The 21,084-nt window shown below is 45.1% G+C and carries 18 protein-coding genes; 10 read left to right on the top strand and 8 right to left on the bottom strand.

Features of this window, described 5'->3' with window-relative positions:
- Positions 1-138: 138 nt before the first annotated feature.
- From ccmD to ccmA, 4 genes are all read right to left on the bottom strand, one after another.
- Entirely contained in the window at positions 139-360 is a 222-nt protein-coding gene (gene ccmD, locus HL061_RS10595; protein ID WP_186473637.1) for a heme exporter protein CcmD, read from the bottom strand.
- A gap of 16 nt (positions 361-376) precedes the next feature.
- The gene (locus HL061_RS10590; protein WP_058025463.1) at positions 377-1,165 is read right to left on the bottom strand and encodes a heme ABC transporter permease; all 789 of its coding nucleotides are present in this window, start codon (positions 1,163-1,165) and stop codon (positions 377-379) included.
- Positions 1,166-1,390: 225 nt separating this feature from the next.
- Positions 1,391-2,047, bottom strand: a complete 657-nt coding sequence (locus HL061_RS10585; RefSeq protein WP_223333558.1) for a heme exporter protein CcmB — start codon at positions 2,045-2,047, stop codon at positions 1,391-1,393.
- 135 nt (positions 2,048-2,182) lie between these two features.
- The gene (gene ccmA, locus HL061_RS10580) at positions 2,183-2,812 is read right to left on the bottom strand and encodes a heme ABC exporter ATP-binding protein CcmA (RefSeq protein WP_223333407.1); all 630 of its coding nucleotides are present in this window, start codon (positions 2,810-2,812) and stop codon (positions 2,183-2,185) included.
- A 146-nt stretch (positions 2,813-2,958) separates the two neighbouring features.
- On the opposite strand from ccmA, the gene HL061_RS10575 reads away from it, so the two are divergent.
- The 4 genes from HL061_RS10575 to HL061_RS10560 all read left to right on the top strand — a co-directional run bounded on the left by HL061_RS10575 (position 2,959) and on the right by HL061_RS10560 (position 6,159).
- A complete protein-coding gene (locus HL061_RS10575; protein ID WP_252962810.1) occupies positions 2,959-4,068 on the top strand; it encodes a hypothetical protein in 1,110 nt (369 codons plus the stop codon).
- A gap of 30 nt (positions 4,069-4,098) precedes the next feature.
- On the top strand, positions 4,099-4,869 hold the full coding sequence (locus tag HL061_RS10570; protein ID WP_223333405.1) for a YbjN domain-containing protein: 771 nt from the start codon (positions 4,099-4,101) through the stop codon (positions 4,867-4,869).
- 109 nt (positions 4,870-4,978) lie between these two features.
- Entirely contained in the window at positions 4,979-5,896 is a 918-nt protein-coding gene (locus tag HL061_RS10565) for a histone deacetylase (RefSeq protein WP_240365447.1), read from the top strand.
- Positions 5,897-5,952: 56 nt separating this feature from the next.
- On the top strand, positions 5,953-6,159 hold the full coding sequence (locus tag HL061_RS10560) for a DUF2905 domain-containing protein (protein WP_071002974.1): 207 nt from the start codon (positions 5,953-5,955) through the stop codon (positions 6,157-6,159).
- Positions 6,160-6,314: 155 nt separating this feature from the next.
- Here HL061_RS10560 and HL061_RS10555 read toward each other — a convergent pair whose 3' ends face one another.
- Positions 6,315-7,097, bottom strand: a complete 783-nt coding sequence (locus HL061_RS10555) for a sulfite exporter TauE/SafE family protein (RefSeq protein WP_212564176.1) — start codon at positions 7,095-7,097, stop codon at positions 6,315-6,317.
- 42 nt (positions 7,098-7,139) lie between these two features.
- On the bottom strand, positions 7,140-8,522 hold the full coding sequence (coaBC, locus tag HL061_RS10550) for a bifunctional phosphopantothenoylcysteine decarboxylase/phosphopantothenate--cysteine ligase CoaBC (protein ID WP_240365448.1): 1,383 nt from the start codon (positions 8,520-8,522) through the stop codon (positions 7,140-7,142).
- Between the two features lie 128 nt (positions 8,523-8,650).
- Between coaBC and radC the strand changes: the two genes are divergently transcribed.
- From radC to HL061_RS10535, 3 genes are all read left to right on the top strand, one after another.
- Entirely contained in the window at positions 8,651-9,334 is a 684-nt protein-coding gene (radC, locus tag HL061_RS10545) for a DNA repair protein RadC (protein WP_071002971.1), read from the top strand.
- Between the two features lie 362 nt (positions 9,335-9,696).
- Complete coding sequence (locus HL061_RS10540) at positions 9,697-12,603, top strand: acyl-CoA dehydrogenase (protein WP_083328931.1); 2,907 nt, start codon at positions 9,697-9,699, stop codon at positions 12,601-12,603.
- A gap of 492 nt (positions 12,604-13,095) precedes the next feature.
- Complete coding sequence (locus HL061_RS10535; RefSeq protein ID WP_240365449.1) at positions 13,096-14,472, top strand: dicarboxylate/amino acid:cation symporter; 1,377 nt, start codon at positions 13,096-13,098, stop codon at positions 14,470-14,472.
- Between the two features lie 95 nt (positions 14,473-14,567).
- Here HL061_RS10535 and HL061_RS10530 read toward each other — a convergent pair whose 3' ends face one another.
- Positions 14,568-15,323, bottom strand: a complete 756-nt coding sequence (locus HL061_RS10530; protein WP_058025453.1) for a TSUP family transporter — start codon at positions 15,321-15,323, stop codon at positions 14,568-14,570.
- A gap of 499 nt (positions 15,324-15,822) precedes the next feature.
- Between HL061_RS10530 and nhaA the strand changes: the two genes are divergently transcribed.
- Both nhaA and HL061_RS10520 read left to right on the top strand, forming a co-directional pair.
- Complete coding sequence (gene nhaA / locus HL061_RS10525) at positions 15,823-17,025, top strand: Na+/H+ antiporter NhaA (protein WP_071002969.1); 1,203 nt, start codon at positions 15,823-15,825, stop codon at positions 17,023-17,025.
- 377 nt (positions 17,026-17,402) lie between these two features.
- Positions 17,403-18,755, top strand: a complete 1,353-nt coding sequence (locus HL061_RS10520) for an oxygenase MpaB family protein (RefSeq protein WP_071002968.1) — start codon at positions 17,403-17,405, stop codon at positions 18,753-18,755.
- 10 nt (positions 18,756-18,765) lie between these two features.
- On the opposite strand, the gene HL061_RS10515 is transcribed toward HL061_RS10520, so the two are convergent.
- Positions 18,766-19,500 (bottom strand): CoA pyrophosphatase, encoded by a 735-nt coding sequence (locus HL061_RS10515; protein WP_071002967.1) that lies wholly within the window; start codon positions 19,498-19,500, stop codon positions 18,766-18,768.
- A 765-nt stretch (positions 19,501-20,265) separates the two neighbouring features.
- Between HL061_RS10515 and HL061_RS10510 the strand changes: the two genes are divergently transcribed.
- Positions 20,266-21,081, top strand: a complete 816-nt coding sequence (locus tag HL061_RS10510; RefSeq protein ID WP_071002966.1) for an SDR family oxidoreductase — start codon at positions 20,266-20,268, stop codon at positions 21,079-21,081.
- Positions 21,082-21,084: the final 3 nt, after the last annotated feature.

Genomic DNA, 21,084 nt, shown 5'->3' with positions numbered 1-21,084 from the left:
TAATCGTAATCTTCTAATGATCATATGATAGCATTTTTCGGACAAATCAATAAGCCCTATAGCTACTCGCGAGGTCATATTTTTGTCAATAAAAGCATATAGTTTCTTATGCTAAAACCCTGATATTAATATATTTTCTCAGTCAGACTGCTTGGTGATCGGTGTGGATTTTTTGGTCGTGCGCTGTGCCTGACGTACTTGTTGAATCGTCAGCTGCTTGATAAGCGCTTGTCTTTGTCTGCGACTATAAATAATAAAGGCCAGCATCACACCGATGGTAATCGCCCAACATGACCATACAAAGACCCCATGCTTACCCATGGCGACAAACTCAGATATGCTATAAAAGTAAGGCTGCATAGTAGGTTCCTAGCCGTTATTTGTGTTGAGCACGAATGTATTCTTTGACCCACGCTTTGCCTTGGTCACGATGTAAGATCAGTGTATTGGTACGATAAATCGCCATGGTCGCAACCAACAAATAACTACCGATAATCATGAGCAACAGTGGCATCCACATGTCAGCTGACATCTTCGGTGCTTCGGTCAGACTAAAAGTGGCACCTTGATGTAAGGTATTCCACCATTCTACGGAGTACTTGATAATCGGTAGATTCACCGCACCAACAATAGATAAAATAGCAGCCGCTTTGCCACGATTGGCCGTGTGCTCAAAAGCAGCAAACAGCGCCATCACCCCTGCATACAGAAACGCTAATATCAGCATTGAAGTAAGACGCGCATCCCATACCCAGTAGGTCCCCCATGTTGGCTTGGCCCAAATAGACCCTGTGAGCAAACTGATCACACAAAGCAAAAACCCCATCGGAGCCAATGCCTGCGCGACCAGACTGGCCGTCTTAATCTTCCACACCAAATAAATCACCCCCAAAACGGCAAGGGAGAAATAGATAGAGATAGCAAGACTGGCTGCTGGAACATGGATAAAAATAATACGGTAGCTATTGCCCTGCAAATAATCAGGCGGCGCAAAAGCAAGACCCCATACGCTACCAATGAGCAAACAGAGACTGGCTAATATCGCGAGCCACTTGACCCAAGGACTAAAAATCTGAAAGAACTGCTTGGTGCCTACGGTGGTCAAGAAGCCCTGCCAAATGCGCTGCCATAGGCTAGGAGACGAGACGTTATTCAGGTTGGGCATGGGAATAAACCTATTACACAGCTTACTGGTCATGACCGACGTGGCCTACAAAAGCACACGATCAGCTCACCTGCTGGCGTTAAACACTGGATAGAATCTACAAAGCGTATTTACGTATTCAATTGACTATTATAGCAAAATTGCCCGTTTTCAACACAATGTTAATACATGGCGTTTAGATGACTGGATTTAGACGACTGGGTTTTTAGTCTTTCGCAAATGTACTTAATTGAGCCATGTCATTTTTAGGGTCAGCGCAATGACCCACGGCATGACCAAAACGGATATAATACTTCCTGCCAGCAATAGCGCCAAGATAGGTAAGCCATTCAGTCCAGTGGCAAATAAATCAACCGCGCCTGTGGCAAAGATCAATACAGGCAGCTGCATTGGCAATGCAATCAATGGTACCAGTACCGCACCATTCTTCAATGACAGCGTTAAGCTACTGGCGACTGCGGATAGCATCAAAAGCATCGGACTGCCTGTCACGATAGACGCCATCAATATCCCCGCCTCAAACCAACTAAGCTGAAATAGTGGCACAGCAAGCAGACTAAGCAATGCCACAATACCACTACTAAAAATCCAGTGAATGACCAACCTAATAAGCACCCATAGCGGCAATGACGCTTTGGCGACGACCAATTGCGCAAGCGTACCGTTATCAAGTGCAGGCTTGAACAAGCCATCAACACCCATCACCAAGGACAGCAATGCAGCAATCCACACGGCTGATACGCCAAGACGCTGCAAAAGCGCAGGCTCACTACCGACCGCTAGTGGAAACAAGGTGATAATCACTAAAAACAGTACCAATGGGTACAACCATTGTACCGCCCCTTGCTGCTTGACTTGCCATTCACGGCGCCACAACTGCATAAACCCAATACTGCGCGGCGTTGTGACAATAACATTTGATTTTTTATTCGCGGTTATGGTTGTGCTCACTTGCATTGGACTGTCTGTCATTATTCATCCTTTTACCGATACTGATGGTACTGATAGCAGTCACATTTAGACCATGTAATCTGACAAATCGAGCATTTGATTGGCGACACCTACTGCCTGATGACTGGTCATGAGTATCGAGCCGCCAGCCTGCGCAAAGTCGCATAACCGTGCTTCCATACGTGCCACCATATCGACATCGAGCGCGGTAAATGGCTCATCAAGTAACCACAGCGGTGTGACAGCTGGCGTCAATAAATACAATCTTGCCAGTGTGATGCGCCGTGTCTGACCAGCGGATAGATGACTCGAGCTGATCGTTTCAAACCCTTGTAGCCCAACCCAAGTGAGTGCATCGTCAATATCAGTCGTGCTTGGCGTGATACCATATAAGTTTAATAAAAATGTCAGGTTTTGTGCCACGGTTAGATTTGGATGAATACCCAGCTGGTGCGAAACATATAACGGTTGAATAGGTAGACCTGATAGACCTTGATAAGAAATCTCACCTGTTAAAACCGGTAATAATCCTGCCAGCTGCATGAGTAACGTGGTCTTTCCGGTTCCATTTGCGCCAATCAGATGACAAATACTACCCGCTGACAAGTGCAGCGTCACCCCTTCACAGAGCGGTATCTCGCCGCGCTGAACCGTCATCTCATCAAGCGTTAGTACAGGCGTATCCAAAACCGTCATCAAAACCTCTGGTTATTTATCAAGCAGCAATCAATATTCATCACAAACAAAGCTAATGTTCGTGGCATAATACCCTATGCTCACCACAAACACACAGTATAACAAATTGTCGATTACTCTTACTTCAAAAAATACGACCTCAAAATATGACTTCAAAACCTATGCAGACTTCACAAGATAGCCAAAATCAAATGCCAGATGCGGAGACTAACAGTGTCAATGTAGACACCAACTTGTCAAAAGCACCATTAACCAGCCGCTTGACGATAGACAGCTTGATTGACGCGCAAGTTGATTTTATGCAGCAGTGGTTGCACAAGCAGGCCGAGCCTTTATCGATGGAAGCTTGGCGCTGGTTTGGTGCTCAGCCCTTAAGCAACTACATCACCTGTGACCATTTACAGCATTTAATGAAAGACTGGCTGTTAAATCAGCCAATGACTGAGGTGATGCGTACAGATATCCGTGATATTTTGCATACTATTATCTATCATCCAGTCAATGACAACGTGCCTTTGTCTGAGCTGGTCGATGACACCCAAATTCAGACCCTTGCTAACTATATTGGTAGCCATGAGCAGCAGCGTAACGTCCTCATTCATACACTGGTGGGTAACGAAACCTTTGCGGATCTATTGACCCAAACGCTCTATCACGCTATCAATGATTTTATGGAGACCACGCTTGATAAAGCGGGCGGTGTTGGTAAACTGATGAAGCTTGGGCGCAGCTCGTTTGAGAAAGCGACCAATAGAAACCTCGATGAAAAACTACAAACGTACTTGCATCGCAATATCAAAGACTTGACGCGCAGAGCTGAGGCCAATGCACAAGCGCATTTGTCAAATCAAGAAGTGGCGCGTCTGATGGTCATGGGCTGGGATCGTATCAAAGACCAACCAATCAGTGAGCTACAAACTTACTTAAGCGATGAACCTGATAATAGCAGCATCGATCATATTGAAGCCAGCATCCAGCAAAGCTACAACCGCCTGCGACTGTCACCCTATCTACACAGTTTGGTATCAGCGAGTATTGATACTTGGTATGCCAATCATCAATCCGACACGATAGCGACCATTGCGGCGAGTTTGCATATCAATGAAGAGGCTATGGCGCAATGTAGCAGCGCTCTATTACCTATCGTATACGACGCCATTGAAACGCCTTGGTTAACGGCTCATATTCGTGACATGCTAGAAGCATTCTATGCACAGCCTTCTATTAAAGAAGGTTTGGCTCTCAATCACGATTAATTTATAACTTTTATTTGTTAGCATACTATTATGAGTCAACCCAATAAACTCAGCTTATGGCAAAAAATCAAACGATTATTGACGGCTTCTGCCCCGCAGCCAGTAACTGATGCTGCGAGCAAGAAAAATAGGATGGCTTCTGCTAATACCAGTACTCAAGCAGCGGACAGCATCAGCCCTGTAGACGGTTCTCATTCGGGCAATGATCAATTGCCAACGCCTGATGCCACGCTCAAAACCGATGAAAAAAACACAGCCCCACCACATCATAACGAGACGCCCATCGTTGATTGCTTAAAACAGTACTTCAATGATAAGCAATGGCACTATACGCACTATCGTCCCAAAACCGGCGACAGCCAGCAATCGCATCATTTATCCCTAAGAATGCGTCATAAAAAAATAGACTGTGGTTACCTGTTTCGTGTTCAGGAAAAAAATAAACTGTTAGCAATCTATGGCATTTTGCCGTTTTTGATACCAGAGAGTCATCAGAGCGCTGCCCTACTACTCATCACTCAAATTAACTATGACATGCTGATTGGCAACCTAGAGATGGATGTCAATGATGGGGAAATACGCTACAAAAATGCGATCGATGTCGAAGCGGTTGGTATCGATACTGAGATCATTGAGCACTCACTACAAAGCGTCGTTGCGATGACCACGGTTGCAAGCGAGCTATTTGGCGACTTGATTAATAATCAGGACCCTGCTGAAGATATGCAGACATTACTGACAGAGCTGCGCCAGCAATCAGATGCACGCACATTCTTTTTACCGACGCAGTTTGTTCAGTAATGCGTCAGTTTATTCACTCATATAGTTTACGCAATGAGGCCGCACTTAGCGGTCGCTCATCTATCTATTTGCATATCCAAAAAACCATCAATATTAAGCTAGAATTCTTATGCTAAAAATTGCCTACTCTGACGTCTTTCGCTACTCTGTGCCCGAAAAGCACCGCTTCCCCATGCAAAAATACATCTTGATTCCGGAGCGCTTATTGAGTGAGGGCACGATCAGTCAAGATAACTTCTTTGCCCCTGCCTACTTAAGCGAAGAGGAGATTTTGACCACTCATACAGCAGAGTACTGGTATCAGCTCAAAACCCAAACCCTGCCGCGAAAGGCGGCACGAGCAATTGGGTTTGAGATGACACCGCAGTTGGTGGAGCGCGGTCGCTATATCGCCCATGCAACTTATGAGTGCGCGCTATATGCTCAGCAATATGGCGTGGCGATGAATGTCGCGGGCGGCACCCATCATGCATTTGCCGATCATGGCGAGGGGTTTTGCGTGTTTAACGATGTCTGTATCGCCAGCAATCTACTGCTTAATCGCAGGCAGGCGCAAAAGATTTTAATCGTGGATTTGGATGTCCATCAAGGCAATGGCAACGCCAGCATCATGGCGGATGAGCCACGCGTTTTTGTCTTTAGCATGCATGGCGCCAAGAACTATCCGTTTCGCAAACAAGTCTCTGACCTAGACATTGAGCTCGATAATGATACAGACGATGCGACCTATCTTAGGTTATTAAAAGACACCCTGCCACGCTTGATTACTGAGGTTGCACCAGATATGATTTTTTATCAGTCCGCAGTTGATGTGCTGGCGACCGATAAACTGGGTAAACTTGGCTTAACGCAAGCAGGCTGTAAGGCGCGTGACGAGTACGTATTGCAGCAAGCAAAAGCCGCTAGCATTCCAGTTGCTATCGTCATGGGTGGGGGTTATTCTGAAAATATTGAAGATGTGGTCGAGGCGCACTGCAATACCTTTCGAGTGGCACAGCAGCTGTATTTTGGTGAAATAGCTGGTTAAGGTTCAGCGCATGTATGGTGGAGACAAAAGAGTAAAATAAGATTAGCGAGGCTTATATGGCAAAAATACTGATTGTAATTGGCATCGTGTTAGTGGTTGTCGGGGTCATTTGGCTGGTTTTTCCCAATGCCTTTTCGTGGTTCGGCAATCTGCCAGGCGATATTAAGCACACCTCAGGCAATACACGGGTTTATTTTCCAGTGGTCACTATGGTAGTTATCAGTGTTATCGCGACCATCGTGTTAAATTTATTCAATCGTTAACCTGAAAAACACTCCCTATAGTCAACTTACTTTAAACCGAGTCAGTGCTACTGGGAGGTTGTTTGTGCCGCATCGAACGATAGCAGCACGTAAGCAAGATTTATACCAGTAGCCTGTAATAGTTGATGGTTTGATTCTGTTTATTACTGACCATACTACAAAAACGCCATCACGCCTTGCCAGCCCACGCGTATTCCAAGCACGACTAGAATCAATAAAATAAGCTGACGAAAACGCGCTTGTGGCAAATAACGACGTAGACGAATTCCGACTAAAAGCGTAACAATAGATATCACACTGAGCAAGGCAATCAGCTGCCACTCATCGCTACTCAATGCCATGATAGGCTCACGCAACACGATAATTTGTGCCACTTTGCCTAAGAAATAACACATGTTGCCGACTTTGGCGATGGTGTTTTTATCATCACTGGCAGAGAGCAGATACATCATCAGTATGGTCGACATCGCATTGGTCGAGCCGCCAATGACGCCTGCACCAAAACCAACAGCAATCAACATGGGCTTCGTATCTGCTAAGCGGATTTGTTTGCCCAGCACGCTACTGGTGACATAAAAACCAATGACCGCCGCCAGCATCAATAGGATATAGGCACTGTTTATCCACAGCAGCAACTGAGCACCCAAGATGCTGCCAAGCAAGCTTGTGAGCGCCAGCAGCCAATAGCGTCTGCCATAGTAGATAAAGTTTTGCCAAACACTGCGCTCACCACCTGCTAGCCAAGTCATGATATTAACCACTAGCGAGGGGAAAATCACCAATACAATGGCATATGGCAATGGGTACATGCTAGCAAGCGCGGTAGTCGTGACGAGCGTCGCACCAAGTCCGCTAATACCGTGTAGCAGCGATGCCAGCGCAAAAATGAGCGTCAGCACTAGCATCTGAGTGCTATCGTCACCAGCTATATTAGTCATATTGTTTATACCATTTGAGGCTCAGCGCCTATATTTATACCACTAGCTGTTTTGACATTGAGCGATTGTTTCACCAATAATACTGGCTAACTGCTCAGCGATCTTGTCTTTGCTGGCTTTGTCTAACGTTATCGCATCATGCTCATAGCGCTCAGAGAAAAATACCTGCATGGCATTATCGTCACTAGCAAAACCAATATCTGCCCGTGAGACATCGTTACAGGCAATCATATCTAGCGCTTTTGCAGCTAGCTTACCACGCGCATAACGCTCGACATCCTGTGTTTCTGCGGCAAAACCAACGACAAACAGTTCTGGATGAGCAAGAGAAATCGTCGCTAAAATATCAGGGTTTTTAACCAAGCTGAGATTCATAGCATCTTGTGTCTTTTTAATTTTTTGCGGTGCGGCTTCTTCAGTACGATAATCTGCTACTGCGGCGGTCGCGATAAAGATATCTGCCTTTACGAATTGGTGTTCAGTATAAGCCTGCGGTAGTTCATGCTCATCACCGCAACCACAATCGCCATGATGGTCATGGGTGTGAGAATGATTATGTTCATGTGCGTGCTCATGAGAATGGTCATACTCATCTTCAAGATCCAATTGAAGCTCGCTATGCGTACCATCCACACATTGCTGGGCAGCGATCAGCATATCTTTGGCAGACAGCACATCAATTCGTGTGACATTAAGCGGCGTGGGCAATGCCACTTTACCACCAGCGATTAGGATCACCTCTGCGCCAGCCGCCACGCAAGCGCGCGCTAAAGCAAAGCCCATTTTTCCTGAAGAATGATTGGACAAATAGCGCACAGGATCGATTGCTTCTACTGTAGGTCCTGCGGTAATGACCACTCTTTTGCCTGCTAATAATTGCGGCGTCGTGTTCATTGCTTTGAACAAGAGTACCTCAGCCAACAACTGCTCAGGCTCAGGCAGCCGCCCTGCACCCACGTCACCACACGCTTGCTCACCGCTGGCTGGCTGGATAATCTGATAGTTCATATCACGCAGGGTTTGTACATTCAGATTTACCGCAGGATGCGCCCACATCTGCTGATTCATCGCAGGAGCGATAATAACTGGTGCGGTTGTGGCAAGGCACACTGTGGTCAACAAATCATCAGCCATTCCCATAGCCAGACGTGCGAGCGTATTGGCGGACGCAGGGGCAATGACAATTAAGTCCGCCCATTTAGCCAGCTCAATGTGCCCCATCCCCGCTTCTGCCTGCTCATCGAGTAATGAGACATGCACCTCGTTACCCGTCAACGCTTGCAGAGTCAGCGGTGTGATAAATGCTTGTGCGCCTGTCGTCATAATGACGCGCACATCAAAGCCTGCTTTAATCAACAAGCGGGCAAATATAGCAGATTTATAAGCGGCGATACCGCCAGTAATAGCAAGCACAATATTGGACATAAGCGTGGCTTCAATCAAAAAGTGAAAAGATAAAATTGCGCTTATAGTAACAACTATGAGATAAATTGGGTAAAATTTTCCGTATTTACCTCAGATAACAATTAGCAATTTATTCTTAAGGAGTGGCAATGGCGATTAAAGACTGGCATGAGGATGACAGACCACGCGAAAAATTATTGAAATTCGGTGCCGCTCACTTATCTGATGCGGAGATACTGGCCATATTTTTACGTACGGGTACGCAGTCACAGTCAGCGATTGAGCTCGCGCGTCATTTGATCGATCAGTTTGGCAGCCTAGCTGAGCTGCTTGCCGCACCGCAAAAAACCGTTCTTGCTTGTCATGGGATCGGTCCCGCCAAGTACGCTCAGATATTGGCATCGCTTGAGATGGGCACACGTTATCTGGATAGTAAGCTAAAAACGGGGCAAGCACTTGGGCGCTCGCAAATGGTCAAAGATTATATTAGCACCCAGTTACGCGGTGAGCATCGTGAAGTATTTGCTGTCCTCTGTCTGGACAATGCGTTGAACCTGTTAAACTTTGAAATACTGTTCACAGGCGGCATCTCATCGTGTTCCGTCTGTATCAAGCATGTACTCCGGCACGCACTAAGCCATGCGGCTAGCCAGCTCATTATTGCGCATAACCATCCTCATACCGATGCCAAGCCCTCAGCTGCTGACAATCTACTGACCTATGAGCTAAAAAAAGCGTGTGACCTACTAGATATCTCACTGGTCGATCACATCATCGTTGGACGTAACGATACCTTATCTTATGCCGAAAGCTGCCTTGCACCTTTTGGTTAGTTCATGACACTGACCACTCAACTGGTCAGCAAATTTGAGCTACTTGGCAAACCCTACTCATTAGAATCTATTGGGTATGATACCTGATACATATTATCGACACAGCGTAGCACTTTGGCTATTGATAGTCATCAACATCTGTTTCATATTAGTAGCTTGTTCTATAGCAGCTGACGCATTACGCTTTTGTTTTAGCCGTATACAGTACAAGAGTCTGCTAGCAGCACCAAGGTTACTTATGCTGCCAACTATTATATGGTTAGAATTGTTTGTTATAAAACACAATAATAATCGTAACGGTTCATATCTTTTTACTTTCTTATATTTCACACTTTTTATTTAGTATCCCACAGGAGATAGTCATGGCAATTGGCTTGTTTATTTTGGCAGTCATCATTCAATTAGCTGTAGTCTTGGCCATCTTTTTGCTGTCCTTATCACGAGTCACGGGCAGTATTGTTGCCTTGATCACCGTTATTGTTACTGCCATTATCAGTCCATGGTCGCTCCTCTTAGGGGTGCCCATCGCGCTGCTTTGCTTGGTTTTACTCATTACTCCACTGCGCCAATCACTCATTACCAAACCGGTCTATAAGGCTTTGGGTGGTGCAATGCCGAGTATGAGTGATACGGAGCGCGAAGCACTGGATGCTGGTACCAGTTGGTGGGAAAAAGAGCTGTTTATGGGAGCGCCAAATTGGGAGGCTTTTGCCAATTACCCTTATCCAAAGCTCTCAGAAGAAGAGCAAAGCTTCATTGATAACGAAGTAGAAACGCTATGCGCTATGCTCGATGAATGGCAAATACAGCACAAAGATAAAGAGCTGTCACCTGAAGCGTGGCAATTTATCAAAAGTAATGGCTTTTTAGGGTTAATTATTCCAAAAGAGTTTGGTGGTCTAGAATTTAGCTCTTATGCGCAAAGCCGCGTGATGAGTAAAATCGCGTCGCGCTCACCGACTGCGGCAGTGACCTGTATGGTACCCAATTCGCTCGGTCCTGGTGAGCTACTAATGCACTATGGCACGGACGAGCAAAAACAGCGCTGGCTACCGGGTCTCGCCAAAGGTGATGAAGTACCTTGTTTCGGTTTGACTGGACCTGAGGCAGGCTCTGATGCAGGTGCGATCCCTGATACAGGCGTCGTCTGTTATGGCACGCATGAGGGCGAGCAGGTACTTGGTCTGCGTATGAACTTCTCCAAACGCTGGATTACATTAGCACCTATCGCTACTGTCGTGGGTTTGGCTTTTAAGATGCATGATCCTGAAGGGCTGCTTGGAGATCCCAATAAAACTGATTATGGTATAACCTGTGCACTGATCCCTGCCAATCATGAAGGGGTGGTCACGGGTCCACGTCACAACCCAATCGGCTCACCATTTATGAATGGTACGGTCGATGGCAAAGATGTCTTTATCCCCTTAGATTACATCATTGGCGGTGTCGAAAACGCTGGTCGCGGCTGGCGTATGCTGATGGAGTGCTTGGGCGTGGGTCGTGGTATCTCCTTGCCTGCTCTATCGACCTCAGCCAGTGAAATGACCTATCTGTCTGTCGGTGCATTTGCAAAAGTTCGCGAACAGTTCAAAATATCAGTCGGTAAATTTGAAGGTGTACAGGACGCCACCAGTCGCATGGCAAGTAACACTTATATGTTAGAAGCGTTCCGTCATTTGGTAACTTGCGGGTTAAACCAAGGCGGTACGCCATCAGTCATGACTGCAATGGCAAAATATTATGCGACCGAAACCATGCGTAGTGTGGTCAATGATGGTATGGATGTCGTTGGTGGTCGTGCCGTACAGATGGGCCCACGTAACTTCTTAGCGATACCTTATCAAGCAATTCCTGTATCTATCACTGTTGAGGGTGCCAATATTTTGACCCGCTCGCTGATGATTTTTGGTCAAGGCGCGATGCGTTGTCATCCTTATCTATTCGATGAGCTGCAACTGCTACAGAGTGAGGATAAAAAAGCAGCGACTGAAAAATTCGACACGCTTTTCTTCAAACATTTAGGCTATACCTTCAACCGCGGGGCAAAAGCGTTTATCGCAGGTTACGTCGGTGGTAGTGATAATGCGCCACGTTTTGCTGATGCCTTTACTCGTCCTTATTACAAGCATATCAACCGCCTAAGCGCAAGCTTTGCATTGACTGCAGATATGGCGTTAGGACTGTTAGCAGGGGATCTAAAACGTAAAGAGATGCTGTCTGGTCGCTTAGCGGATATTCATAGCCACTTATTTATCGCGACGGCTATTTTGCAATTTTATGAGCATGGTAGTAAATCCGAAGCTGAGCGTTTACATGCCAAAGTTGCACTCCAAAACAGCTTATATACGATTCAAGAAGCTTTTGTGTCTTTCTTTGCCAACTTCCCTAATCGTATGGCCGCCAATGTGGTGAGCTTTGTGACTTTTCCAAGTGGCCGTATCTTTACGCCAGCAAGCGATGAGCTAAAACGTCAGCTGGGTGATACCTTTATGGATGATTTTGCTACCAACCCATTCCGCGATTATCTCAAAACCATGGTGTACTACAATACCGACCCAGATGATGTGACAGGCCGTATGGAGCATGCTTATCAGACCTTGGTTGAGATCGAACCACTGTGGCAGAAGTTTAAAAAGGCAGAACATCAGGACAGCTTTGAAGGCCTAACCTTCGAAGACCATGTGGTACATGCGAGCCAAAACGATAGCATCACTGAAGAAGAGGCTGAGGTCTTGATTCAATATAATGCCATGCGCTTTGATTCATTATTGACCGATGTATTTGATAAGCATCTATCAGAAGCTCAAGAGCGCGATAATCCACATACGCTCGAAAATGCTGTCAATCAACTAACAAATTATGCAGCGCTAAAAAAAGAAGTAAAAAACAAAAGTAGCGTATCGACTGACAGTGAGATGCCAGTCACGCATGAGTTAAATGATACGACAAATACAGAACCACAGACTGGTGATGCCAATCCTAATCACGGCTATGAGAGCGATGGTGATGTAGAAATGGTCAGTGAGCAAGATACTGTGAAAGAAATCAAGTCACAGGCGAATTTTGAGAAATCAAATCCTGAAGCCGAAGCGCTTGATCATCGCTACCGTGATGCAGAGTCTCACCTCAATGAGCGTATGAGTAACAACCACAGTCGCCATATTGCTCCACCTGATGAGGTCGACGAAAGCGCAAGTGACAAACACCTCCAAACCTTAGATGATCAGACGCATCTGCCGCGCGAACGTGAAGAAGATGATAAGGTATAACTAAAAGGTCAATTCAAACGCGTAAACTCATGAGTATCGTGATTATTCATGACGATAAATATAAAACTTCAAAAGCCAGACTGTCTACACGCGACAGTTTGGTTTTTTTTGGAGTTGCCAAAATGTAAACGTATTTTATGACATCAAAGTGATAACACTGGCTTAATATCAATAGTTTGATATATCCATTTACCCTAAAAACTCTTTCATGAATATATTGTTTCATATCAGAAACAAACCGTTTACAATAAATCATCGCTATTTTATGGGCACATAGTTGTGACAGGGATTGTTCTCTTGGAATAAAATGATAAAAAAAATCTTGCAGTGCCCTTACCTATTCTTTTATATTGTCCTCGAAAATGTGACATCAAGCGACAATCACAAGAACTTAATAGTCATAACACGCATTATAGTTAGATTGGCAAACACGGTCACATAGATTTGGGTGACGCTGACTATAGCGCTGTTATGCACACAAAGGATATGGATATGTGGAAAAATATGGGACTGACAGGCAAGATTATCGTTGCCATGGTGCTCGGTATCATACTGGGTCTATTTTTAAACTACTCAGGATTGAATGGCGAAGGCAGCTTCGTTAATACTTACATCACAAATGGTGCCTTTGCTATTATCGGCAAGCTATTTGTTAACTCGCTAAAAATGTTGGTCGTACCTTTAGTACTTATCTCACTGATTTGCGGTGTGTGTGGCATTGGTGATATCCGTCTGCTAGGACGTATTGGTACCAAAACATTTATGATCTATATGATGACAACCGCGCTTGCTATTGCAACGGCGATTGGATTGGGTGTGCTATTTGGTATCGGTAAAGGCATGAATATCGAATCTGAAGCCACGTTTGAAGCCGCATCAGCGCCGCCACTGCTTGATGTGTTCTCAAACATTATCCCATCAAATCCCATCAGTGCGATGGCAAATGGCGACATGCTATCGATTATTTTCTTTGCCATTCTAATCGGTATCAGTATTTTGATGGTGGGTAAACCTGCCAAAGGCTTGGTTCAAAGTCTAGAGCTTATCAATGAAGTCATCTTGAAGATGGTGACCATCATTATGAACCTAGCCCCTTATGGTGTATTTGCACTGTTAGCCAAGGCGATGTCTGAGCTAGGCTTTGAGTTAATTTTGTCACTGCTAAGCTATATGGCAGTATTGGTTGGTTCTTTGGCCTTCCATTTCTTCGTTACTATGATGATTGTACTAAAAGTCTCTTCAGGTCTATCTATCAAGACCTTTTTGGCAAAAATGCGCGAAGTACAAATCTTTGCGTTTAGTACGTCGAGCTCAAACGCGACCATTCCGATTACCTTGCGTACCGTTACTAAGCGTATGGGTGTGAATAACTCAGTGGCTTCGTTTACCGTTCCTTTTGGTGCCACCATCAACATGGATGGTACAGCCATCATGCAAGGGACAGCGACCATCTTCATTGCCAATATTTATGGTATTGATTTGGGCGTGACCGAATATCTAACCGTTATCTTGATGTCAGTACTGGCCTCTGTCGGTACGGCTGGTGTCCCTGGTGTCGGCTTGATCATGCTGTCTATGGTATTTGCTCAGGTCGGTCTGCCTATCGAAGGTATTGGTCTGATCTTGGGTGTAGATCGTATCCTAGATATGCTGCGTACTGCTGTCAACGTTGGTGGTGATGCGGCAGTGACTGCTATCGTAGCAAAATCAGAAGGTAAAATGGATCTGGCGCTATACAACGATCCTAACGCTGGTGCTAAAGACGTGTTCGATGGTCATATCGATGAAGACAACGAGCGTGAGTTCTCTAAAGTCATGAATGATGGCATCATGGGTAGTGAGTACGATGACGTTGATCGTCGCCACTAATCATCTCTGCTAGATAGACATTCGTAAAATAAAAAACCTCAGTCACCTATGCACACGGACTGAGGTTTTTTTGTGGGAGATAGTAATGGGTTTCTTTAGCCAAAAACGTATTTGGTCAACATTGCCAAACACACCAGCACAATCATCGGACGAATCAGCTTACTACCGCCTTTGACGACCATATGTGAACCAAAATAGGCACCGATGGTTTGTCCCACCATCATTGCCAATCCCACTTTCCACAACACATTGCCACCCAAGATAAAAAATATCAGTGAGCCGATATTGGTAGATAAGTTCAGCACCTTTGCGGTCCCTGTCGCTTCAATAATCTGACGACCACGCAGTGCCACATTGCCCAGCGCAAAAAACATCCCTGTGCCGGGTCCAATATACCCATCATAAAAACCAATCAAAGGTGCCACCCCTTTTTGCCATTTACCCTCTGATATGCGGGGAGCCGCCTCTACCTCACCAAGCCTAGGAGCAAATAAGGTATAAATACCGATAGCGGCAATCAAAAAAGGAATCAGTTTTTCGAGCAAATCAGGTGGTGACATCTGCACCGCAATGGTACCCAAGACTGAACCGATAAACGCGGCAATAATAGCCACTTTAATACGCTGCGGTTTGACGACGCCCTTTTTTATCATGGTAATGGATGCGGCCAATGCGCCAGAAGCAGCTTGTAGCTTATTGGTGCCAAGCGTGAGCACTGGCGGGATATTGGCCAGTAGCATGGCAGGTATGGTCAACAGACCGCCGCCGCCAGCAATCGCATCAATAAATCCTGCCAATGCTGCGACAGCCGCAAGCATCAAAATAATCTCTAGTGAGAAGGTTAAGTCCATAATACTGACCTACAAAATATGGTGATAAAAGAAAAGAAAGCCTCAGATACTAGGCTAAAAACTTACTAATGACACTACTATCGTTGGTAATAGCTGTTATTGATAATAGTAGTGATAAGACGATAAATTCTCTGAAAACTTCTTAAGACATGAGATAACGTCATAATGCGTCGATCATTATAGATATAAAACCGCAAAAAAAGCCAAAAACGTCACAAAGTCTGCTAGATTTAGCCAATAGTGTTCTAAATCTCTCATATAACGGACAGTTTGTTAAAAAGATTTAACGACTTACAACTATTTTGCTCGTCGCATCGCCTTTATAATGTCACTGTCATTGAGACGATATAATGGGCTAATGGCGTTATTTCAGCGTATTTTGTTGTCTATATTAATAAGAGTGTGAGAAACTGTTTTTATCTGCTTGCTATATCGTCATGAATAGTAACGTGGATATTTGAGATTATTTAGTAAATTGTACTTAGGAGGTGAGGATAATATGGCAATACGAAGGATTAAGGCATTTTTTGAATTTGAGGCAGCGGGCGGTATCGTCTTAGCATTGGCTGCCGTTGCTGCAATGATCATTGCCAACTCCCCTCTCAATGTTTGGTACGAAGGTTTTATTCACGCACCAGTTGCCATTCAAATTGGTGAGTTTGCCATTGCCAAAGATGCTCACCACTGGATCAATGATGGTCTAATGGCCGTTTTCTTTTTCTTGGTCGGGCTTGAGCTCAAGCGTGAAGTATTGATTGGTGAGTTGTCTAACGTCAAGCAGATTATCCTACCAGCTGGTGCAGCACTGGGTGGTATGATCATGCCTGCGATTGTTTATCTACTCTTTAACTACAATGAGCCTGAGTTTTGGAAAGGTTGGGCCATTCCTGCGGCAACAGATATTGCTTTTGCGCTTGGTATTTTGAGCCTTCTTGGCAACCGTGTACCCAACTCTCTAAAAGTCTTTTTGGTCTCTATTGCTATTTTTGATGATATCGGTGCGATTTTGATTATCGCTCTGTTTTATACCAGTGAGTTGTCACTAGAGTCGTTAGCTTTGGCTGGCCTATGTCTGCCATTCTTGTACCTTCTTAATCGTCGTAACGTCACTAGCATCACGCCTTATCTACTTATTGGTATTATCATGTGGATTGCAGTGCTCAAATCGGGTATCCATGCAACATTGGCCGGTGTGGTCTTAGCACTATTTATTCCTATGTTTGACCGCACTGATCCTGAGCACTCTCCGCTTGAAGAGCTAGAGCATGACCTACATAACACCGTCGCCTTTGGTATTTTGCCAATATTCGCTTTTGCCAACTCGGGTATCTCACTCGAAGGCGCAGGTCTTGCTGAATTATTCCATTCAGTACCACTAGGTATTGCCGCAGGTCTGTTTATCGGTAAGCAGTTGGGCGTCATGATTATGTGCTGGTTAATCTTTAAGCTTGGTATCTCAACCATGCCAAAAGGTATGAACTATAAGCAAATCTACGGCGCAGCGCTATTGTGCGGTGTTGGTTTTACCATGAGCTTATTCATTGGTAGCTTGGCGTTCGCTGGCGACACCACTATGTTTGATGAGCGCTTGGGTATCATCATGGGTTCTATCGTTTCTGGTATCGCAGGTTACATCATGCTCAAAGTGAGCTTGAAAGATAATGTCAGCGGCACATCAGTCGATTTGACTCGCTCTCATTAATAGCAAAACGAGTGACTTATGAGCCTATTAGCTTATAAGTCGCTTTTTATTATCTGCAAAAACTTTTAATGAAAAATGTGTATTCAGCCAAGGTTGATTATTGTTAATGAACCCGCTGTAGCATTAGCAATAATTGTCATGTCGGCAGACGAGAATATCCAATACATCGTGCCTGCCGTATCGTTAGGGCGAAAGACGCGCGTGTAAGACTGCCGTTCTTATCTGATGAAATATGTGACCTAAAATCTCGTATCAGTACGATACAAAGACAACGAGAGTCATTGAGTCCATCAATTAACGCTTATAAGTGATGGTTATGGATCGCTCTTACGATACGAATGTTGTTTTATAGCTGACTTATAAAGGTGTTTGATCATATGGATAAGAAAATCAGCAATACTGCAAATATTCCCACCAATAAGACGCAGCATCCATCAACAGCGTTGTATTTGCGTCATGGGCGTACGACTGCTATCGATGACCATAGTGATTTGCAAGTGTTAAAGCGGATTAAGCGATATCTACTACCAAAAGACTTTGCTATCTCGCCTGCGCTACTAGAGGAGATAGTCGCCGGCTACGATATTGGCGATCCACTCGCAGATGATTTGGCCGCTAACAATATCCGCTTTGCAAAGCCCCTACAACAGATTATCAGCGGCGGCGATGGTCTAGACCTAAATAGCGATCTCGCAACCAACGCCTCATTTAATGCACTAACCGAGCAATTTAGCAGTCATCCTGATTGGTTCGATCCCAAACTCGCTCAAATCGGTGCGGTCGCCTATCGACGCTATCCACTGATGCTCATTTGGCTACTGCGTAATGTCGCGCTGATGGCAGGTTATAGCATCCCAGCCCTATCACTACCACTCATTCAGACGGGCGCGTTGATGCACGATGCGCTACCACGGCTCATGCGTACCTATGCCTATATCTTGGCGGTGTCTGAGCATCCACAATCAGATATGGGCATGCGCAATCACTCTCAACCTATCGATCAAGTATTGGCGATTGGCTCTGAGGGCTGGCGACAATCCATCAAAGTACGTCAGATTCATACATTGGTACGGCAAAACTTGCTCAAAGGTAAGGGCAATGCTGCTACAGGCGTGATACCAAACGCCGAGCAACATCATAACCCTGATGGTAGCTGGAATACCGATTATTGGGGCGTGCCGATTAACCAAACCGATATGATTGCCACCCATTTACAGTTCTCGTTGTTAATTATGCGTGGCCTACGCCTGCTCGGCGCCCGTATTAGCCCTGAGGAAGCGGAAGGTATTTTGCACTTATGGAATCTTGCCAGCTACTGGATGGGCGTTGATTTAGAGCGTCTGCCAAAAGATGAAGCGGCTAGCTGGGAATGGCTGTATACCTACTTATCAATACAGCAGCTAGACTTTAAGACGGGGCAGCCACTGGCAAAAGCCTTGCATGATCTACCGCGTCAGTTGATGGGCGAAGACAATCGACGTGGACGCTTTGTGGAGATGGTCAATGCCAGTGTGACACGCACCTTAGTCGGTGATGACATTGGTGACGGCTTAGCTTTACCAAAATCAAAGATACGCTTTGGCGTATTGTCTTCAGTGCCGATTCTTTTTGCGCTTGATACTGCGCGGCAGCACAATGCAACGGTTGCCCAAAAATTAGAAGCATTTCGTGCCAAGCGCCAAGACAATATGAATTGGTGGCTTAAAAAGAACGATGATTATTATAAGTAGATGATATCTATCAGCGTTTGTTTTCTACGCGGTAATACCATTCTAGCTGACGATCAAACCCAGTTTCTAGCAAACTGGCAATGACGCGCCCTGTCAGTCCCCACACCGTCTCACCATCCACTTGCCAACTCGGCGTCAGTATGGTCGCGGTTTGTTCTTGCATTTTATATTCTACCGCATACTCCACCGTTGGCTGGTTGACTAACGACTCTAAATCCGCCCAAAAGATACGCGATATCTCTCCCACTTCAGGAACTAATACCAGACCTGGGGCGATGAGCGCGACAATGGGACGTACACTCATACCGCTTTTGGACGTTTGGATCGGTAGTTGTCCCAGTAATTGCACTTTATTAGGTGGCAGCGCCGTCTCTTCACAAGCTTCACGTAATGCGGTCACGACGTTGTTGCCATCACCTATCTCATGTTTGCCGCCTGCACAGGAGACCTCTCCTGCATGGCTGTTCATATGAGCGGCTCGGCGCGTCAATAAAAGCTTGGGTCGACGCTCATTGGTAATTGCCACCAATATTGAGGCATCGGCAATCGGTGTCTGATACAAGCTGTCCAAAATACGCGTACTTTGTGAGGTGTTGCCACTCTCGTACATCGCTGGACTCGTGAGCGCATTCAATGTCTCGTGTTGTACTCGCTCGGCCAGTTTTCTGAGTGTGGGATGACGAATAAAGCTTGGGACAGCGACGCTAAACTTATTAAAAAAATCAATATTTTCGGGTACGGTCATTATCAAATCCTATGAGTGGTCATTTTCATATTACTCATGAAAATACCGGTGCCAGCATAACAGTATAACCTGTCGCTAGTATGGCAGCCTTTTTTATTAATCAGATTATCGCTTTTGTAGATGTATCTCATATTTACGTTATTTTCGACAAAGTGCGATTTATTGATGCATCGGCTGACTGCTATACATACAGTAGAACCTCAATAAAATTGATGCAGCATAGGAAACGCGCTCGATTAAATGCTACTTTTCTTGCTTGCTGTGACTGCGTCTCCAGAGGCTGCGAAAAATAGCGTTTAATCTTGCTATACCATTTTTATAATGGTTTCACTATATATGTGGTCACTATGATAAATATAAAACGGCTTACCGCTTGTGTATAAGCTTTGTTATATAGACTGAGCCTCTATCCAAGTGAGCCTTTCAACTAAATGTCTATTTTTTTGCCGCGTCTTTACACCTTTCTAAATCACTCAATATCTCATACCGTCTGTCTCAGACGGTGATCGTTTTATTAATTAAGATTTTCTCAATATCCTTTTTGCCTGGTACTTATCAATGATAATAAATATCATAACTGCAGCTTTAAATTACCAAACATTAACCGAGTAATATTTCAAAAAATGCATTTGGGTATTATGATAACTGCTAGCAAGACTATGAGGCGGACATCCTAAAATAGCATTATAAAAATACTGACACCAACGTCATAGGATTGCTGTAATAACAATAAACAATACCTCAAAAGAACAAAGGATACAGATTATGACAGACCAAATCGACAACATGATGCCACCTGCTGAATATATCAATGATAACTATAAAGGCTCAGGAAAACTGGCTGATAAGCGCGTTTTAATCACTGGCGGAGACAGTGGTATCGGTCGCGCAGTGGCTTTTCATATGGCACGTGAAGGCGCCAAAGTTGCCATCCTTTATCACTCTGATGAAGAGAGCGCCAATGAGACGCGTAAAGGTATTGAAGCAGAAGGCACAGACGCGGTGGTACTGCAGGGTGATACAGCAAATAGTAGTAGTTGCAAAGAGGCAGTCGAAGCGGTCGTGGCACAATGGGGCGGCATTGATGTGCTAGTCAATAACGCTGGTATGCAAAAGCCGTATCATGATTTGTCTGAAGTCAGTGATAAAGACTGGCAACAGCATTTCGATGTCAATATGGCAGGAATGTTTTATGCAACCCGCGCCGCCCTTGAGCATATGAAAGAAGGTGATAGCATCATCAATACGACATCTGTTAATGCGTATGTCGGCAATGATGTATTGGTGCCGTACACCGCAACCAAAGGCGCTATCGTTGGCTACACCCGCGCGTTATCGCAACAACTACTTAGTCGCGGTATTCGCGTCAATCAGGTAGCACCAGGTCCTGTAGTGAGCGAGATTCAACTGGTATTTAAAGACTTTGATAAAGATATTTTAGAATCGATGTCCTCACCAATGGGGCGTATGGGTCAGCCACGCGAGATGGGCGCTGCCTATGTATTTCTTGCTTGCCAAGACAGTAGCTTTGTGACTGGGCAGACCTTACACATAAACGGAGGCATGATTACCAATGGCTGATAT

Origin of the sequence: Psychrobacter sp. PSP (assembly GCF_024085615.1) — a bacterium.
GTDB lineage: Bacteria > Pseudomonadota > Gammaproteobacteria > Pseudomonadales > Moraxellaceae > Psychrobacter > Psychrobacter pacificensis.
This window is presented reverse-complemented; position numbering and strand designations above follow the sequence as displayed.

Excerpts from the sequence above, each read along its gene's own strand:
- ccmD (WP_186473637.1), bottom strand. The coding sequence starts at position 360 with ATGCAGCCTTACTTTTATAGCATATCTGAGTTTGTCGCCATGGGTAAG.
- HL061_RS10590 (WP_058025463.1), bottom strand. The coding sequence starts at position 1,165 with ATGCCCAACCTGAATAACGTCTCGTCTCCTAGCCTATGGCAGCGCATT.
- HL061_RS10585 (WP_223333558.1), bottom strand. The coding sequence starts at position 2,047 with ATGCAGTTGTGGCGCCGTGAATGGCAAGTCAAGCAGCAAGGGGCGGTA.
- ccmA (WP_223333407.1), bottom strand. The coding sequence starts at position 2,812 with ATGACGGTTTTGGATACGCCTGTACTAACGCTTGATGAGATGACGGTT.
- HL061_RS10575 (WP_252962810.1), top strand. The coding sequence starts at position 2,959 with ATGACTTCAAAACCTATGCAGACTTCACAAGATAGCCAAAATCAAATG.
- HL061_RS10570 (WP_223333405.1), top strand. The coding sequence starts at position 4,099 with ATGAGTCAACCCAATAAACTCAGCTTATGGCAAAAAATCAAACGATTA.
- HL061_RS10565 (WP_240365447.1), top strand. The coding sequence starts at position 4,979 with ATGCTAAAAATTGCCTACTCTGACGTCTTTCGCTACTCTGTGCCCGAA.
- HL061_RS10560 (WP_071002974.1), top strand. The coding sequence starts at position 5,953 with ATGGCAAAAATACTGATTGTAATTGGCATCGTGTTAGTGGTTGTCGGG.
- HL061_RS10555 (WP_212564176.1), bottom strand. The coding sequence starts at position 7,097 with ATGACTAATATAGCTGGTGACGATAGCACTCAGATGCTAGTGCTGACG.
- coaBC (WP_240365448.1), bottom strand. The coding sequence starts at position 8,522 with ATGTCCAATATTGTGCTTGCTATTACTGGCGGTATCGCCGCTTATAAA.
- radC (WP_071002971.1), top strand. The coding sequence starts at position 8,651 with ATGGCGATTAAAGACTGGCATGAGGATGACAGACCACGCGAAAAATTA.
- HL061_RS10540 (WP_083328931.1), top strand. The coding sequence starts at position 9,697 with ATGGCAATTGGCTTGTTTATTTTGGCAGTCATCATTCAATTAGCTGTA.
- HL061_RS10535 (WP_240365449.1), top strand. The coding sequence starts at position 13,096 with ATGTGGAAAAATATGGGACTGACAGGCAAGATTATCGTTGCCATGGTG.
- HL061_RS10530 (WP_058025453.1), bottom strand. The coding sequence starts at position 15,323 with ATGGACTTAACCTTCTCACTAGAGATTATTTTGATGCTTGCGGCTGTC.
- nhaA (WP_071002969.1), top strand. The coding sequence starts at position 15,823 with ATGGCAATACGAAGGATTAAGGCATTTTTTGAATTTGAGGCAGCGGGC.
- HL061_RS10520 (WP_071002968.1), top strand. The coding sequence starts at position 17,403 with ATGGATAAGAAAATCAGCAATACTGCAAATATTCCCACCAATAAGACG.
- HL061_RS10515 (WP_071002967.1), bottom strand. The coding sequence starts at position 19,500 with ATGACCGTACCCGAAAATATTGATTTTTTTAATAAGTTTAGCGTCGCT.
- HL061_RS10510 (WP_071002966.1), top strand. The coding sequence starts at position 20,266 with ATGACAGACCAAATCGACAACATGATGCCACCTGCTGAATATATCAAT.